The 16,232-nt window shown below is 39.6% G+C and carries 12 protein-coding genes; 4 read left to right on the top strand and 8 right to left on the bottom strand.

Annotation, left to right across the window (positions count from 1 at the left end; all coding sequences use genetic code 11):
- Positions 1-49: 49 nt before the first annotated feature.
- Positions 50-1,513 (top strand): glycoside hydrolase family 32 protein, encoded by a 1,464-nt coding sequence (locus AB3G38_RS09655; protein ID WP_367868280.1) that lies wholly within the window; start codon positions 50-52, stop codon positions 1,511-1,513.
- Between the two features lie 118 nt (positions 1,514-1,631).
- Here the strand turns inward: AB3G38_RS09655 and AB3G38_RS09650 are convergent, their stop codons facing one another.
- The 5 genes from AB3G38_RS09650 to AB3G38_RS09630 form a co-directional block, all read right to left on the bottom strand.
- On the bottom strand, positions 1,632-2,771 hold the full coding sequence (locus AB3G38_RS09650) for a redoxin domain-containing protein (protein ID WP_367868279.1): 1,140 nt from the start codon (positions 2,769-2,771) through the stop codon (positions 1,632-1,634).
- Positions 2,772-2,852: 81 nt separating this feature from the next.
- Positions 2,853-4,265, bottom strand: a complete 1,413-nt coding sequence (locus AB3G38_RS09645) for a RagB/SusD family nutrient uptake outer membrane protein (protein WP_367868278.1) — start codon at positions 4,263-4,265, stop codon at positions 2,853-2,855.
- An 11-nt stretch (positions 4,266-4,276) separates the two neighbouring features.
- Complete coding sequence (locus AB3G38_RS09640) at positions 4,277-7,840, bottom strand: SusC/RagA family TonB-linked outer membrane protein (RefSeq protein ID WP_367868277.1); 3,564 nt, start codon at positions 7,838-7,840, stop codon at positions 4,277-4,279.
- A 162-nt stretch (positions 7,841-8,002) separates the two neighbouring features.
- On the bottom strand, positions 8,003-9,190 hold the full coding sequence (locus tag AB3G38_RS09635) for a FecR family protein (protein WP_367868276.1): 1,188 nt from the start codon (positions 9,188-9,190) through the stop codon (positions 8,003-8,005).
- Between the two features lie 105 nt (positions 9,191-9,295).
- Positions 9,296-9,838, bottom strand: coding sequence for an RNA polymerase sigma-70 factor (locus AB3G38_RS09630; RefSeq protein ID WP_367868275.1), 543 nt, complete (start codon positions 9,836-9,838; stop codon positions 9,296-9,298).
- A gap of 338 nt (positions 9,839-10,176) precedes the next feature.
- Between AB3G38_RS09630 and AB3G38_RS09625 the strand changes: the two genes are divergently transcribed.
- From AB3G38_RS09625 to AB3G38_RS09615, 3 genes are all read left to right on the top strand, one after another.
- Positions 10,177-11,943, top strand: a complete 1,767-nt coding sequence (locus AB3G38_RS09625) for an ATP-binding protein (protein WP_367868274.1) — start codon at positions 10,177-10,179, stop codon at positions 11,941-11,943.
- A 95-nt stretch (positions 11,944-12,038) separates the two neighbouring features.
- On the top strand, positions 12,039-12,944 hold the full coding sequence (locus AB3G38_RS09620; protein WP_367868273.1) for a LytTR family DNA-binding domain-containing protein: 906 nt from the start codon (positions 12,039-12,041) through the stop codon (positions 12,942-12,944).
- Between the two features lie 119 nt (positions 12,945-13,063).
- On the top strand, positions 13,064-14,203 hold the full coding sequence (locus tag AB3G38_RS09615; protein ID WP_367868272.1) for an acyltransferase: 1,140 nt from the start codon (positions 13,064-13,066) through the stop codon (positions 14,201-14,203).
- Positions 14,204-14,207: 4 nt separating this feature from the next.
- On the opposite strand, the gene AB3G38_RS09610 is transcribed toward AB3G38_RS09615, so the two are convergent.
- The 3 genes from AB3G38_RS09610 to AB3G38_RS09600 all read right to left on the bottom strand — a co-directional run bounded on the left by AB3G38_RS09610 (position 14,208) and on the right by AB3G38_RS09600 (position 16,231).
- Complete coding sequence (locus AB3G38_RS09610; protein ID WP_367868271.1) at positions 14,208-14,465, bottom strand: hypothetical protein; 258 nt, start codon at positions 14,463-14,465, stop codon at positions 14,208-14,210.
- On the bottom strand, positions 14,466-15,503 hold the full coding sequence (locus AB3G38_RS09605) for an acyl-CoA desaturase (RefSeq protein ID WP_367868270.1): 1,038 nt from the start codon (positions 15,501-15,503) through the stop codon (positions 14,466-14,468).
- Between the two features lie 188 nt (positions 15,504-15,691).
- Positions 15,692-16,231: an RNA polymerase sigma factor gene (locus AB3G38_RS09600; RefSeq protein ID WP_367868269.1), complete on the bottom strand. Its 540-nt coding sequence runs from the start codon at positions 16,229-16,231 to the stop codon at positions 15,692-15,694.
- Position 16,232 lies beyond the last annotated feature (1 nt).

Genomic DNA, 16,232 nt, shown 5'->3' with positions numbered 1-16,232 from the left:
TCATATGAAAATCAGCTATATATTACCCTTGGTACTTTTGTCCTTTGCTATGATTTCAACCCGATCTATAGCTCAATCTGTTCAGCAAGAAGAATACAGACCGCAGTTCCATTTCTCTCCAAAAGCCCATTGGATGAATGATCCGAACGGAATGGTTTATTATAATGGGACTTATCATCTTTTCTTTCAATATTATCCTGACGGTACCACATGGGGGCCAATGCATTGGGGTCACGCCACTACTCCTGATTTTTTGAAGTGGGAGGAGAAACCTATTGCACTTTATCCGGATAGTTTAGGGATGATATTTTCTGGTAGTATCGTTGTTGATCAGCACAATACAGCTGGTTTTGGAGAAAATGCTTTCATTGCCATATTTACGCATCATAATCAAAAGATAGAGGAAGCTAAAACAGGGCTGCACCAGTATCAAAGTATAGCATACAGCAATGATGAAGGAAAAACCTGGACAAAATATAAAGGAAACCCTGTGCTTCCAAATCCCGGGATAACCGATTTCAGAGATCCAAAAGTAATGTGGTATGAGGCCGGCAAAAAATGGATCATGACCCTGGCTACAAAAGACAGGATAACTTTCTATTCCTCAGCAAATTTAAAAGATTGGAAAAGAGAAAGTGACTTTGGTGCAAATCTTGGTGCGCACGGAGGGGTATGGGAATGCCCGGACCTTTTTCCACTCGAACATAATGGCAAAACCGTTTGGGTACTTTTAGTTAGTATCAATCCCGGAGGGCCAAACGGAGGGTCAGCGACTCAATATTTCACAGGTGATTTTGACGGTAACAAGTTTGTACCAGGTTCCAAAGCAGAGAAATGGATAGATTATGGAACAGACAACTATGCCGGCGTAACCTGGTCAAATACTGGGAAACGAAAAATCTTTATTGGCTGGATGAACAACTGGCAATATGCAAATTTGGTACCCACAAAGAACTGGAGAGGTGCGACAACAATTGCCAGAGATCTGTCTCTGGTGGAGAAAAAAGGCGATTTTTACTTGCGGTCTGTCCCGGTAAAAGAAATGAATGCACAGCTCAAAACAGTTTATAAAAAACAAGCTTTAACGCTCCATAAGGAAATTGAGCTGTCTGCTTATGCTAAAGATCTTCATGGAAGGTTAAAACTGGACTTTACCTTTAATACGACTAAAAGTATTCAGGTTGTGCTGACTAATAAAGAAGGACAAAAGTTGCTGGTTGGCTATGATCATCAAACAAAAACATACTATATCGACAGAACCCATTCTGGTGCTGCTGATTTTGAAAAAGGATTTGCAAAGAAGCACAGTGCGCCAAGAATAGCTACCGCAATAAATTCCAGAATCAGCCTGATACTGGATGTGGCTTCAGCAGAACTTTTTGCGGATGATGGTTTAACAGTGATGACCGATATATTTTTCCCTAAAAGCTTAATCAATGGAATTAAGTTATCCGGAAATGGAAACCAAAAAATAAATAACGTCGTTATTTCATCAATACCTTCCTTTAAATAGTCTCTGCTTCCGGGCAGCAAAAGACAACTCAATCATCAAAGAGCCTGGTCAATTCAAAATTGACCAGGCTCTTTTAATCTCGTATTCACTGGCTATACTTACTTATAGTTTACAGTTTTTATTTGAACAATTGAGCTAAAGTCTGGTTTAATTCTTCTCCTCTTAAATCTTTTCCTACAACGTTGCCATTGGGATCAATCAGGAAACTGGCTGGTACCGCTCTGACACCATATTCTTTGGCAGCGGAATTTTGCCATCCTTTTAATTCAGAAACATGTGTCCAGATTAGGCCATCAGCTTCAATGGCTTTCAGCCACGCCTCTTTTTTTGAATCCAGAGATATGCCCAGAATTTCAAAGCCTTTATCATGGTATTTTTTATAAGCAGCAACCACGTTAGGATTCTCTTTTCTGCAAGGACCACACCAGCTTGCCCAGAAGTCAATCAGTACATACTTGCCTTTAAAATCAGACAAATGAACGATCTTCCCATCCTTATTAGTCATACTGATTGCCGGAGCAGCCTTACCTTTAGCTGTTTTTGCATCCGTTGCCAGTGCTTTGGTGATCAGTTCACCAATAGCAGATTGCCGGGCTTCTTCCGTTAAACCAGCAAAGAGTTCCCTGGCGACAGGAAAATTTGGATAACTGATAAAACGGTCGTAAATAATTGCTGCAGCGCCGGCAGAGGAAGAATGCTGACTGATATATGCTTTCACTGCTATTTGATTTTTTTTATCCAGAACTGCAAATTCCTTGTCAAATCCGGCACGTGTTAAAGAATCTACTTTAGTTCCGGCAGTTTTGGCGGCTTTTTCCGCTTTATCGAGCCTGTTATAGATACCACCTGCTATTGCGGTAATTTCTTTCCATGGGCCTTTGTAAAAACTTTGGTATACCTCCTGAGCTGAAGATCCTTTGATTTCAGCGCTGGCAAGACTGTCTGCCGGTTTCGTTACAGTAATAGCCGAATTCTCCAGGATAAACTGAATAGGGTATTTCAGGCCTTTAGTAGTTAAACTGTAAAAGTCCGGGGATTTTACCGATCCTTTGAAAACGAATTTACCATTGACCACCTGAGCAGAGTCTATCTTAACCGGGTTGCCGTTCAGCTCATGCTCCAGATAAATCTTACCAGATGCAACGGGAATATTTCCCTTCAAAAGGTATTTTCCATTTTGAGCAAAGCTTTGTGCTCCAGAGCAGATCATTACTACTGCGAAGGGCAATATTGCGAATGCTTTTTTAAAATTTTTCATCTTTGTGTTGTTAAATGTTAGGTGTCTTTATAATTTCATTTTAGCGAGCATTTCTTTAAGGCTCAGATTTTCGGCAATAACTTATTTGTCTACATTTTGTTTAATAGTTCCGTTGCCCGGGTTTTTAAATGCGCCCTGAGGGAAAGGCATCGTCCACAAATGAGAAGATGGGGACAGGGAGTAATTCTGTCCGTTTTCCGTTTTTGTGAGGGTAGTTGCATAGTTTGGATCTTTATTTAAACGGCGTGCATCAGCGAAAGTGGTAATACTGTTGATCAGTTCATTGGCTTTGGTACGTTGAATAAGTTTCACTGCCGCTATCGTATTCGATGCCGTAAGTGGAACATAGTTTTGTGCGAAAATCCTTTTCACACGAACGGCATTCAATGTGGCCATCGCTCCCGGAATATCATTCAAACGTGCCTGACATTCTGCTTTAATCAGATAAACCTCAGTTGTGGTAAGGCCGCCATAATTATAAAAACCAGTGGTGATGCTGGTATAATAAGTGTCAGCAGCGACAGTTCTTAACTTCCAGCGTGAAGCAAACCTGGCATCACCAGTTTCAAATCTGGTTGCGCGATCAGTTCTCAATGCAGATTCACGTGCCGCATTAAAGTTCGTACCATGGCGGAAATAATAGTTCTCTACAAAGTCAAAACCCATTGGTGACTGGGCATTGGTATACACATTCGGTTGTTCGATCTGTGTTTTATAAGTTGTATAAAACTGTGTCCAGTCGTATAATTTATCGTTATACTTCAATGCCTCATTTGCCGCGCTCAATGCTTCTGCATACCGGCCCATAGTGAGCAATAAACGAGCTTTGAGCGCATAGGCTGCACCTAAGTTAGGATGCAAAACTGTTGCACTGGTGGCGCGTAGATTTGGAATTGCCTCCTCAATATCTTTCAGCATGAAGGTATACAATTCTTTAATGCTGACCTGCGTATGAGGCGCATTGATGTCGGCACTTAAAATCAGCGGCACAGCTAATTTACTGGCAGCATTAGCCTCCTCGTAGGTATCAGCATAATAGTTGGTCAGTACATAATAATTGAGTGCTCTTAAAACTTTTGCCTGGGCAATCAGCTGCCCTTTATCGGCTTCTGAACTTTCTGTTGCCGAAGGAACATGCTCAATCAGGAGGTTACTTGTTGATATCGCGGTATAGGCATTATAATAGGTTGTCTCGTCACCATTATTCAGTGCGATCCTGTCCGCATTCTCATTCCAGAAATAATTTGCCGAGTATAATGGATAATAATTCAGGTTTGCTGTAGTTTCAAACTTATCATTCATTAAGAGTACCGCCTGCGTTATAGTTGTACGCTGGTTTCCATATTCATCACGAATCATTGCTTCATAATCGGCCAGCGTAGTTGGAACTTTTACTCCTTTGGGAACAACATCCAGAAATTTCTTGCAGCTGCTCAAACTAACTAATAGTATCAGTGCTGAGATTTTCAGTGTATTTGATAATATCTTTTTCATCTCTTCTTGCTTTAAAAATTAACATAAACACCCCATACATAATTTGCCGGGAGATATCCATTCAGTAAATATTTAGCGTCTTTGCTTTTCGCTATCGTGAATGCATTCTCCACATTAAACTGGAACCTTAAATTCTCCAGGTTGGCCTTTTTAATAAGCGCTTTCGGTAAGCGGTAGGCAATGGAGATGTTTCTAAGACGGATGTTTGACGCATCAATCACATTGATATCTGATTTCTGATAGATATCAGCGCTCTGGCTGTTATAGGCCGGATCTTCTGCAAATACCAATCTGGGAATATCAGTTCTGTTCTCATCACCAGGATTTTTCCATCTGTTGGTAATTTCTTTATTTACCGCAGTAATTTCAGTTACATAGCCCCCAAGGGCGCTATTATAGGAACTTCCCAGCGCTGGTAAAAATGTATTTCTCATTTTATGTCCACCTTCAAACGTCAGCAAAAATGAAAAAGAGAAGTTTTTATATTCCAGCAGGTTATTCCATGAACCGCTATAAACAGGAACTGTAGAGCCACTGTAAACAATAGATTCTAAAGTGGCTGGTGAGCTTAATACTTTTTTCCCTTTCTCATTGTAAACCTGCGGCAGGCCATCTGCGCTTAACCCTGCCCAACGGTAACTATAAAGAGCATTGTAAGGATTTCCAATCCTTGGGTATGCCTGTGGCTGATCCAGTTGCAAATAGTATACTGGTGCTTCGATGTTAACATAGGTCACCTTATTTTTGTTATGCGCATATAAAATACTGGTGTTCCAGGTCAGCTCTTTGCTCCGGATCACATCGGCAGAGATAGAGATCTCAATTCCTTTGTTTGTCATTTCTCCATTATTGATCGCATAAGTAGAATAGCCAAATCCTTCTGTCGGTACACCTGCGGTACTTGCCAGCAGGTCTTTACCTTGTTTATGGTAGTAGTCAACAGATCCGCTGATGCGGTTTTTGAACAGGGCAAAATCAGTACCGATGTTGTTGGTCGTTGTTTTTTCCCATGACAATAAGGGATTTGGCCGGGAACTTACCACGCCCGACTGACCACCTACATTATTGTTGCTATTGTAATAAGCCGTCAGGTATGGCGCTGCATCCTTCGCGATATTTCCACCGATACCATGTGACACCCTTAGTTTTAGCAAATCTACCCATCCGGCATTGAAGAAAGATTCTTTATAAATATTCCATCCGCCACCAACAGACCACAGGGGTTTATTCTGGTATTTAGAATTGGTACCCCATAAGTTGGAACGGTCCCAGCGCAAACTGCCTGTTACCAGGTATTTACTGTCATAGGCATAAGCTGCATTCCCGTATACAGACACGAATCTGTTTACATTTTCACGTTGAGTGGCGATATCACTATTCGAAAAATATTTACCCCCCAGAATTGCACCTTGTACTGCGGCCAGCGCTTTGGCATTGATCAGATCAAATGTCAATACATTCGGATCGTAGTTGTACAGATACTGATCTTTAAATTCCAGCTTTGTATTTTTTATTTCAGTACCCACAATGGCAGTCAGGTTATGTTTATCTCCAAAAGTTTTGTCGATATTGAGTTGCTGACGGAAATTAGAGGCAGAAGTAAAGTTATTCTGGTCATAATTGATGTTTCCATAAGGCATGTTAAAAGTTACCGGCCCCTGTCCAACCTTTCCGGCGTATCCATTGATCAGATCTCTCACGTAATAAGAGTTTTTTTCATACAGCCTGTTGAAGCGGTCTGAACCAAACTCATATTGAAAAGTAGACCGGTAAGACAGCCATTTTGTGATATTTGCATTTAATTTAATGAATGACCTGTTGCTAAAACTTTTCAACCTTCCCAGGTTACGGCCCTGCTCATCTAATGGCGTAATGTCCATGTTGTAAAGGCCATTGGTACTGATCAGCGACATGGTATTTGCACTCAGGCGGGAAGCAGCAGCAGAGGTAAAGTTAGTTCCATCTTCATTGGTCAGTCTGTCATAGGGCAGATAGGTATAACCCGGAGATGAAGTGTTATAACTTTGCTGTGCAGCATTATTATAAGACAAGTAATTGCTGAGTTCCAGTGTCAGCCATTTATTGATTTTTGTCGTATTGTTTATATTTAAGCCAAGGATTTCGTCTTTGGTATATTTATTTTCAGACTTATCGTTGCGATAGGTAAGTGAAGAATAAAAAGAGTTGTTTTCAGAAGCCGTGCCGGCACTCACATTATATTGCTGATAAAATGGGTTACGCTTGCTATACTTTTTGACATCGTCATAGTATTGATAGCCAGCTGATGCCAGCTGATTTAACTTCCCATCCAGCTGCGCCTGAGTTAATGTTCCTGCATATTTTGCCAGGATTGCTTTAATCCCCTGGCTCTGATAACCTGCATTGGTTAATACATTGGCTGCATAAGCACCAGAATTTGCAGCCTTTAATTCTGGATTTCTGATTTCCCACTCTTTTTCCATATCGATAATATCCGCCGAACTGGTCAGGTTACCGGTGTATACTGCAGGTGAGGAAATTGTCAGTGTACTCGAAGCAGAGATTTGAACTTTGCCTTTTTTTGGTTTTTTTGTGACAATAACAACGACTCCGTTTGCTGCTCTTGCCCCATAGATCGAAGCCGCTGCAGCGTCCTTTAACACGGTAATACTTTCAATGTCTTCCAGATTTAATCCAGGCAGGTTCTCTGTAATTGTACCATTGGTATTGTATTTTGTGTTTTCTACCGGAAAGCCATCAATGACAAATAAAGGGTTGGTCACGCCTCTCATTGAGGTCGTTCCTCTGATCAGGCCGTTGTTATATCCTGCAACCCTGCCTTCCAATAATGAATTCAGACTGCTCAGGCGCTGCTGTTCGAGTTTTTTTACCGGGATGGTGGAGAATGCTCCGGTAACACGCTCTTTTGGGAGTGTCTGGTATCCGGTAGAGACGGTAACTTCTTCCAGCTGGCCGGTTTGTTCGGTCAGCTTAATGATTCCCATATTTTCCTGAGCAGGAATTTCCTTACTTTGATAGCCCAGAAACGATATGACCACAACAGCCTGATCATCAACATGACTTAGCTTAAATTCACCATTTGAATTCGTAAGCGTATGTTTCTTTGTCCCTTTAACCTTTACTGTTGCTCCCGGAAGAGGAAGGTTATGCTCATCAAGAATTTTCCCGCTCACCTCAATCTCCTGATACCGGCTGATCAGTTTATCGACGAAACTAAGTTCCTTTTTCCTGATCAGTACTGTCTTGTTGCCTATGCTGAATTCCAGCGGCTGATTTTTGAAAATTTCATCCAGAACATCTTTCAGCTCTGCGTTCTTCACATTGATATTTACTTTGTGTGCATCTTTCAGTAATGAATAGGTGACTATAAAATCATATCCGCTCTGGTCGCTGATCCGATCAAAAATCCTGAACAGTTCTGCGTTTTTTGCGGATAACGTGATCTTCTGTGCATAGGTTCCTGCACTGACTTGCATGATCAATGCAAATAAGAGAAAAGTGGTTAGCTTCATGATTCTCCATAGTTTAGACTGCGCGTGCGGGAGGCACAGCAGATAGGTGCAATTTTTGTACATTTGTTTAGGTTGGTTCTGGCTTTTGGCTTTGTATTTTGAGATCGTGGCCTTAAGCGGTTAGTTGACAATTTTGTTGATAGCCAGCTTGTTTTATATACCAGTTCGATTGGCGTCGGGCTGGTATTTTATTGGTTCCTCTGGCAGTTAAATTTCAGGTAGTTTTTATTGCATTACGGTCACCCTCCTTCCTTCCACTTTAAATCTGACTGCATTGGAATAGCTTAGCATATTTAACACTTCGCTGATATTTTTATACCGGGAGATTTTCCCGCTGAATTTTTCTTTGGATATAGTTCCCTGATAGGCAATGTCCATATCATACCATCGGCTGAGTTTCAGCATGACCTCCTCAATCTGCTCTCCGTTAAACCGGAAGTACCCGTTTTTCCAGGCCATTGCCGACTTAAGGTCAGCTGGGGAAATCAGGATCTCAGTACCATTGTTTACGAGCGAAGTTTCTCCAGGCTTGATCAGCTGTTCTTTTTTATGCTTGTTGGTAATCCGCAGACTTCCTTCTAATAGGGTAGTGCTGGTCTGCTGTTTATCCTGGTAACTGTTGATATTGAAATGCGTTCCCAGTACCTGTACTTCCTGCTGATCTGTTTTTACAATAAAAGGATGTTTCCTGTCTTTTGCAATTTCAAAGTAAGCTTCTCCTTTCAATTCTACGCTACGGTCTTTCAGGCCGGCAAAAGATGCAGGGAACCTGATCGAAGAAGCGGCATTCAGCCAAACTTCACTGTGGTCAGGCAGTTGTAACCTGTAGCTCTCTCCATTTACGGTAGATAGCAAATGCATTTTACCTGCTGCATCAGCATGCTGACCATTTTCACTATAGATTAACTTGCCATCGGCTGATTTGCTGATAACGACTCCCGCTTCAGCTGCAAATTGTCCGCTGCCGGCCTCCGAAAGCAGAACTTTCTTACCGTTGTCAAGAGTTAGTGTTGCCGAGTTCTTACCCGCTGGAATGTCATTACGGAAAATATTAACCGATTGCTGCTGACTGCCTTTCTGAAACACCAGCCCGATGGCAGTCATCACAAATATTGCTGCTGCAACTGCTGAAACCTTCAGCCATAAACTGATGGGCTGACGAGGAGCTTCATGGACAGGATTTTTAGAAGGAGCTTCAGATTTTTCTTGTTCCCTGAATTCAACCCACCTGCTATTGGTATCGAATGCCTGGTATATTTTTAAAGCTTCTGCAGCATCGGCTCTGATCTGCTGAAGTTCTTTAAGCAATTTTTTTTCTTCAGCACTAAGCTCCAGACCGGCATCCTGGTTTTTCTCCAGTTTTTCCAGAATTTTATCCCAATCAGGATTAAATGGGGTGAGTTTATTATCCATATCAATAAAGTGTCGTAAGAAAGTGGGAAATGGGTGACACTAAACTGAAAAAAAATAGAAATAATAAGCAATTATATGATTATGAGTAGTTTAAATGTTAAAAAACTAAAGTATTCCCATCAGCAGACCAAGAGTTTTGCTTCTTAGTGCGGTATAAGCTCTCCGCAACTGTGTTTTTACAGTGTTGATGGAAATACTTTGTTTTTCAGCAATCTGCGTATAACTGAGTTTTTCCATCGCATGGAGTATGAAAATATTTCTGCGATCCTGCGGCAGTGACTGAATCATCTCCATGATTTTTATATAGCGCTGGTGCTGAAGTTCCTGATCTTCCTGTTCCTGGTGCAGCACTGCTTGTTTTTCGATTATCGTCAGCGTTGTATTGAGCTTTTCAGTAATGGCACTTTTTCGAAGATAGTCGATACTTTTATATTTTACTGCCCTGCGCGCATAGGCCTCAAAGCTGGTATTGAGCTGCACAATATCGCGTCTTTGCCAGTAGCTGATGAAAAAATCCTGCACTACATCTTCAGCAATATATGGATCATGAACGTAATCCATAGCCACCATACATAAGAATTTATGATTCTTACGAAAGAGTACTTCAAAGTCAATGATGCTGAGTGTGGCGCGTTCTTCCCCCTCCATAAACCAAATATATAAATATACTTATAGAGAATTCAGCATAGGCGCGGCGATTTCAGAAATTTAAAGCTGAAAAAGATTATTGCATTGAAGATTTCATCCGAAAGTAAGAGTGGCTCAAAAAAAATCTATCTTACGTATACGCACAAATACTGAAAATTGAATACAAAAGCTGTGCTTTCAAAAGGTCCGGATGTTAAAGATTATTAAAACCAATTCATTATAAAAAACCGTAAGTTAGGAATATAATAAAATAAGAATAAACGTTATTCTGCACACTAAATGGTTTTTTGTTTAATAACAAGTGCTGATTAGATGAAAAAATATTTACATTTTTCTTTATGATTAAACGGGTGATTCGTAATTATCGTGCGCTTTTAGCTACAGAACCTAAAATTCTAAATAAAGCAAGAATCAGGCTTTTAACTATATTACTGCTTACTTTTATTTTTCAGCGCTTATGCTTACTGCTTTTCCTGTTTCATGAAGTTCATGAGCAATTTATCTTGCGTACTGTCCTGTTTCTGGGAGTTTTAGTAGCAGGGTTTGCCTTCTTGTTTATTTTTGGATACTGGAAAGCAGTTGCGCATTTCTTTTTGATCAGTATCAGCTTTTTAATATGGTCAAGCATTATTTTTTTTGATCAGGGTCTGAATTTGGTTGTTTTACAATATACTTTAATCATTATATCTTGTGGTTATTATATATTAGGTTCGAGATGGGGATTGGTTTATTCCCTTGCAAATCTTCTTCCGATTATATTCCTTTTATTGTTTTCAGCATACACAGGTTTTAATGTTAGCTATAATGATCATAATTTAAACGTTAACATTTTTAATTTCCTGCTGGTCTATAACTTTCTGTTACTGCTGTTTACGCATTATTATTTTTTCAATGCATTCAAAAAAACTAACCGTAGGGAGCAGAAACTGAAGGCTAATTTGAAAAAATTATTAAAAGATGCAGAAGAGATCGCATCTGCCAAGACTAACTTCCTTTCTAAAATGTCTCATGAGCTGCGGACTCCACTAAATGCTGTTGTAGGTATGGCTAATATACTTTTGATGGATGAGGTGAAAAATAGCAAAAAAGAGAACCTCGAGGTTTTGTTATTTTCAGCGAATAACCTCATGTTTATTATTAATGAAATTTTAGATTTTGACAAACTTGATTCAGGGAAAATTATACTTAATAAACAACCTTTCCGTTTTGATGCTTTACTTAAAAATATAGAAGCTGCTTTCAGACCACAAGCGGAGGCAAAAAAAATCATTTTTGATATGGTCAGCGATACTTCTATAAATAATCTTGAAATCGTTGAAGATCATAATCGTCTGTCTCAAATCTTTTTTAATCTGGTTGACAATGCCATTAAATTTACGCCAGATGGTTCTGTTTTACTAAAGGCCGAAGTCAGGTCACTGACTAAAAAACAGCTGAAGATTCTGTTTACAATTAAAGATACAGGTATAGGTATCTCTTCCATACAGCAAAAGGATATTTTTAATCCTTATCTGCAGAAAAACAGCTCAACAGACCGGCAGCATTATGGCACTGGTTTAGGCTTGACAATAGCTAATAAATTGCTACATCTTCATGATAGCAATTTAGAACTGCTCAGCACTGAAGGGGAAGGGACCACTTTGAGTTTCGAATTGAATTTCGAAGTCTTGAATGAGACCAGTTCAGTCCCTGATGATAGCCAGGGGAAACATCTTTCAGATTTGACTAAGCTAAAAGTTTTAGTGGCTGAAGATAATGCTGTAAATATTCTGGTTCTAAACAAAATGCTGAATAGATGGAATATCTTCCCGAAAATCGTTGGGAATGGAAAGGAAGCTTTAGAAGCTGTTTTGCTGGCAGATTACGATGTAATCTTAATGGATATTAATATGCCGGTTATGGATGGATTTGAGGCCTCAAGAAAAATCAGACAATTACAGGACGAGAAAAAATCATTAATTCATATCATAGCCGTAACAGCTTCAATAGGTGGGGCAATTGAAAATCATCCTGGTTATAAGTATGTTAATGATTGTGTACTTAAGCCATTTCCTCCGCATCTGCTAAAGGAGAAACTGGATAAATTAAGTCTTTTAAAGCATTAAGGAATTCGTCATTTGTACCTTTTATAAAAACTATCTTCAGGAGTCATCAAAAATGAAGTGGAAAAAATATATTTTTGATGTACAGGCAGAGAAATATGGAAATTTACATCAACAGAGAACATTTACTGAAGGATATTGAATATCCGCATCGCTATCTTCCTGGCAATTTGCTTAAAACTTCGGCTGTTATATTTAGTATTATTCTGTTATTTCTTTTATTGTTTAAGCCCTTTGGTGTAGCTGCGCCGGAACAAAAGATAAACTATTTCCTGATCTGTGTGCTTCATGCATTTTCTCCGGCAATAATTATTTATACTTATTTTGGAACGCTTAACTATTTAAGAGAAAGATCACAAATAAATAGCTGGACTTTACTTCAGGAATATGTGCAGATCGGAGTGGTCCTGCTCTTAACGGGTATTGCGGGCTTTTTAATGCGTGACTTAATTTATCAGCATATTGATAATTGGTCCTGGTATTATTTATGGGAAGAAATAAGAAACAGCTTAGTAGCAGGCAGCCTTTTTTATTTTGTTTTGCGAATAGCCAATTTCTATTTTCAATCCAAAAAAGGCGATCCGTTTGTACTTCAATTTATTCCACTGCATATTGAACCGGGGGAATCAGCTGTGTTATCTCCGGTCTTCATCAAAACACAAGTTAAACAGGATGATTTTAGTTTGTATTTAGGCGAACTGCTTTTTGCTAAAGCGGAAGGCAATTATATTGAGCTGACAAGTTATAAAAATTCTCAGCTCAATACCGAACTTAAAAGAATTTCCCTGACACAGTTTGATGCACAAATTTCCAGTCATCCTCACTTCTTTCGCTGCCACAGAGCTTACCTGGTAAACATGCTCCAGATTGAAAAAGTGTCGGGTAACTCTCAGGGTTACGTACTTGCTTTCAAGTTTACTGAAGCAAAAGTGCCTGTTTCAAGGGCACAGTTAAGCAGTTTTAACGGCCTTTATGAACAGCTTCAGCAGCAGCACAGTACCTAAGTTTGTTGTTCGTCACAAAGGCTAGTTATTGGTAACAAGTACTTAGGAGGGTGTTTTTTGTTGTAGTAGGTTTGCCATCAGTATCAGCTGAAGCTATCCATCCTAAACAAAAAGCAATTATGCCATTAACAAAAGCACTCAACCCTTCAAACAAGGTATTTTACATCGACAATATTAAATTACTGTTAACGCTTCTTGTGGTGCTCCACCACACATTTATTGCTTACGGGTCTTCTGGTAGTTGGTATTATACAGAGAAAACAACTCATGTTGGTGCAATGGTTCCTATGACAATGTTTGTAAGTATAAACCAATCTTTCTTTATGGGTTTTTTCTTTTTGCTTTCAGCCTACTTTACAGGCCCATCTTACGATAAAAAAGGAGCTGGTCAGTATATGACCGACCGTTTGCTAAGGCTTGGTATTCCGTTACTGTTCTATTCTTTTGTATTATCACCTTTTATCAGTTATCTGGTTTATTATTTCGCGAAAGGACATCATATCACTTACCTGCAATATTTATCCGGATATGATACCTGGATAGATTTTGGAGTACTGTGGTTTGTGGCTGCTTTATTGGTTTTTACCTTAATTTACCTGATAGGAAGAAGCCTGATTAATTTTACCTTCAAAAAGCCGGTGCCTGCACCGGGTGCGTTGACTATTCTGCTTTTTGCTGTTTTATTAGGGATAATAAGTTTTTTGACCAGGGTATTTTTTCCGGGTGGATGGGTACTTAAGCCATTGGGGTTTCAATTGGGGCATTTTCCACAATATATCGCCTTGTTTATAGTTGGATTGCTGGCCTACCGGAACCAATGGTTTGATGGCTTATCCGAAAGCACAGGAAAACGTCTTGCTTGGTCTGCATGGGTATGCTTATTCTTCTTTCCGGTATTTTTCATGATCCGGGTCAAATTGAATATGCCGGTTGCCTGGTATTCTGGCGGGTTGCACTGGCAGTCTTTACTGTACGCTGTATGGGAACAATGGATTGGACTTTCTATTCTTACTGCCTTGCTGAGCAGGGCAAAGCGGTCATGGAATACTTCATCGCCGTTGCTTGACAGATTATCCCGCTGCTCTTTCGCGGTTTATATTTTTCACCCGCTGGTGATTGTTGCGCTAACTCTTTTGGTAAGAAACTGGGCCTTTGATCCTGCGATCAAGCTGTTGCTGGTAGCTCCTTTAGCCGTATTGGGCAGCTTTATGCTTGGAGCATTTGTTTTACTGATTCCGGGAGTAAAGAGAATTATTTAAACTATTACCTGCAATTGGGAATAAATACTTCCATTATTGCTGCAGCTATTCCGGATGTTTTCAGGTCTGTAATCACTTCTTCGCTAATGTTATCATCAGCTAATATTCGAAGTACCTGGTCCACATCTTCTAAATCGTGACTCCATCGGCTTATACATTTATAGCTGGCTATTATGGTTTTAACCTGTATCAGATCCGCATTGGATCTGATTACTGTGGAGAGTACGATTATAAATTGAGGCGTATCTTCTGGCTTCATCATTTACAAACTGGTTTTATGCGTATTTTTCTGATTATTATATCTCTTCAGAAAATCTTTTTTTGAATCTCTATAGGTACTCACTGCCCCTATAAAATGCATAAACTTGATGTAACACCAAGCCAGATCAAGCTGATGCGATTGAAAACCTGAACGTGCACTGCCAGGATACAGATGGTGGTTGTTATGCCATTCTCCAGCTACATATCCAGGCCATAACTGGTTAATTGACATGTCTTTGTAATTGTAGTCTATCCCCTCACGGCGTTTGTCTTTTCCTTTGCCATGTCCCTCATAATTGAAGGTTCTTACGCCAACTGCCCATATGGATGCCGAGCCAAAAATTGCACTCGCTAAAGTTATACCGCCTATTAAATAAAAAGTGATGAACCAAAAGCTCCAGTTTAATGTTACACCTAGCAGTGTGCGGTATGGATTTGCTATAGTACCCCATTTTTGGTATTGAGAAAAGGTATTGGGTTGAATACCAACGTGGCTCATCATACTAATGCAGCGATTGTATTGATCCTCACTGAGATTCCGTGCAATAGGCTGGTGATTAACATCGGCTAAAAAGCAGTACAGGAATCCACCCTGAGCAAAATAGGGGTCACCAGGCGTATCAGACAAGGCATGATGTACATGATGTGATAACACATAAATTTCTTCGGGGATGATTCTAAGGGTAAGGTTGCGCGTCAAAAAGCGCCAGAAGGTATTGGTAAAAGTATATGCACTGTGAGTGCAGTAACGATGATGCCATATAGTACCATGCGTACCCATAAGCACCATACTGTAGAAAAAAGCGATGACCAGACCAGTCCAGCTGAAATATTTAAAGAGGAAAATTCCTAAAAATGGGATCAGACAAAGTACTAAAACCCAGCTCATCAGGGAAAGCCAATTCTTTTTATCTTTTATAATGTTTAGCCTGGAAAAAAATTCTCTGAGAATTGTTGTATTTGAAGGTTTTGAAAAGTTACCGGATTGATCTTTCCAGCCATAAGATGGAGGTTCAAGTATACTATGTATAAAAGCCATGATATTATTTAAGAATTAATAAAAGAAATATCTTATCTATAAGAAGATTTCGTATTGAATATTTACCTGTTCGACGCATTTTGCAATTCTTTACTGCAAATATGTGAGGTAATAGATGCTGATTTTATTTTAGCAAGCTCAACTGACCAGAATCAGGTCTCAACTTACATCAGTGTTAATTGAAGCAGTTACAATCTTTCCGGGGCCATGCCTTGTTTTGCGATTTGATATAGCTTCTGTCTGGCTATACCTATGATCATTTTGGATTGCGCTTCTTTGATCCTGAAAATGCTGGATAATTCTTTGTAGGTGTAGCCATCTATAGCATACATATTAAAAAATGTTCTTTGTTCCTGAGGAAGCTGCTGCATAATCATTATGAGCTGAGCATATTTTAAATCGTTATTGGGATCAGGATGACTGGCCGGTATGATAAGATCATGATCAAAAGCTGTGGCCATTTTAATTCCACCGCGTGACTGTTCAATAAAAATTCCAATAAGTATTTTTTTAAACCATACCTCAAAGCAATCTGAATGGTCATACATTGATATTTGATCATAAATAAAGAAAAATCCTTCATTCATATTTCTGGCAGCTTCAGCAGCACTTTGAGCATACCTGAGGCAGATTCCCATCGCAAACGTATACCACATTTGGTAAAGCAGTTTCTGACTTGTTCTATCTCTGATGGCACATCCCTGGATTAGGTTCTTTAAGTTTTTCATA

The sequence above is a fragment of the Pedobacter sp. WC2423 genome (assembly GCF_040822065.1).
Classification (GTDB): Bacteria; Bacteroidota; Bacteroidia; order Sphingobacteriales; family Sphingobacteriaceae; genus Pedobacter.
This window is presented reverse-complemented; position numbering and strand designations above follow the sequence as displayed.

What these genes read in the sequence shown, in the direction of transcription:
- AB3G38_RS09655 (WP_367868280.1), top strand. Translation starts at nt 50, where the DNA reads ATGATTTCAACCCGATCTATAGCTCAATCTGTTCAGCAAGAAGAATAC.
- AB3G38_RS09650 (WP_367868279.1), bottom strand. Translation starts at nt 2,771, where the DNA reads ATGAAAAATTTTAAAAAAGCATTCGCAATATTGCCCTTCGCAGTAGTA.
- AB3G38_RS09645 (WP_367868278.1), bottom strand. Translation starts at nt 4,265, where the DNA reads ATGAAAAAGATATTATCAAATACACTGAAAATCTCAGCACTGATACTA.
- AB3G38_RS09640 (WP_367868277.1), bottom strand. Translation starts at nt 7,840, where the DNA reads ATGTACAAAAATTGCACCTATCTGCTGTGCCTCCCGCACGCGCAGTCT.
- AB3G38_RS09635 (WP_367868276.1), bottom strand. Translation starts at nt 9,190, where the DNA reads ATGGATAATAAACTCACCCCATTTAATCCTGATTGGGATAAAATTCTG.
- AB3G38_RS09630 (WP_367868275.1), bottom strand. Translation starts at nt 9,838, where the DNA reads ATGGAGGGGGAAGAACGCGCCACACTCAGCATCATTGACTTTGAAGTA.
- AB3G38_RS09625 (WP_367868274.1), top strand. Translation starts at nt 10,177, where the DNA reads ATGATTAAACGGGTGATTCGTAATTATCGTGCGCTTTTAGCTACAGAA.
- AB3G38_RS09620 (WP_367868273.1), top strand. Translation starts at nt 12,039, where the DNA reads ATGGAAATTTACATCAACAGAGAACATTTACTGAAGGATATTGAATAT.
- AB3G38_RS09615 (WP_367868272.1), top strand. Translation starts at nt 13,064, where the DNA reads ATGCCATTAACAAAAGCACTCAACCCTTCAAACAAGGTATTTTACATC.
- AB3G38_RS09610 (WP_367868271.1), bottom strand. Translation starts at nt 14,465, where the DNA reads ATGATGAAGCCAGAAGATACGCCTCAATTTATAATCGTACTCTCCACA.
- AB3G38_RS09605 (WP_367868270.1), bottom strand. Translation starts at nt 15,503, where the DNA reads ATGGCTTTTATACATAGTATACTTGAACCTCCATCTTATGGCTGGAAA.
- AB3G38_RS09600 (WP_367868269.1), bottom strand. Translation starts at nt 16,231, where the DNA reads ATGAAAAACTTAAAGAACCTAATCCAGGGATGTGCCATCAGAGATAGA.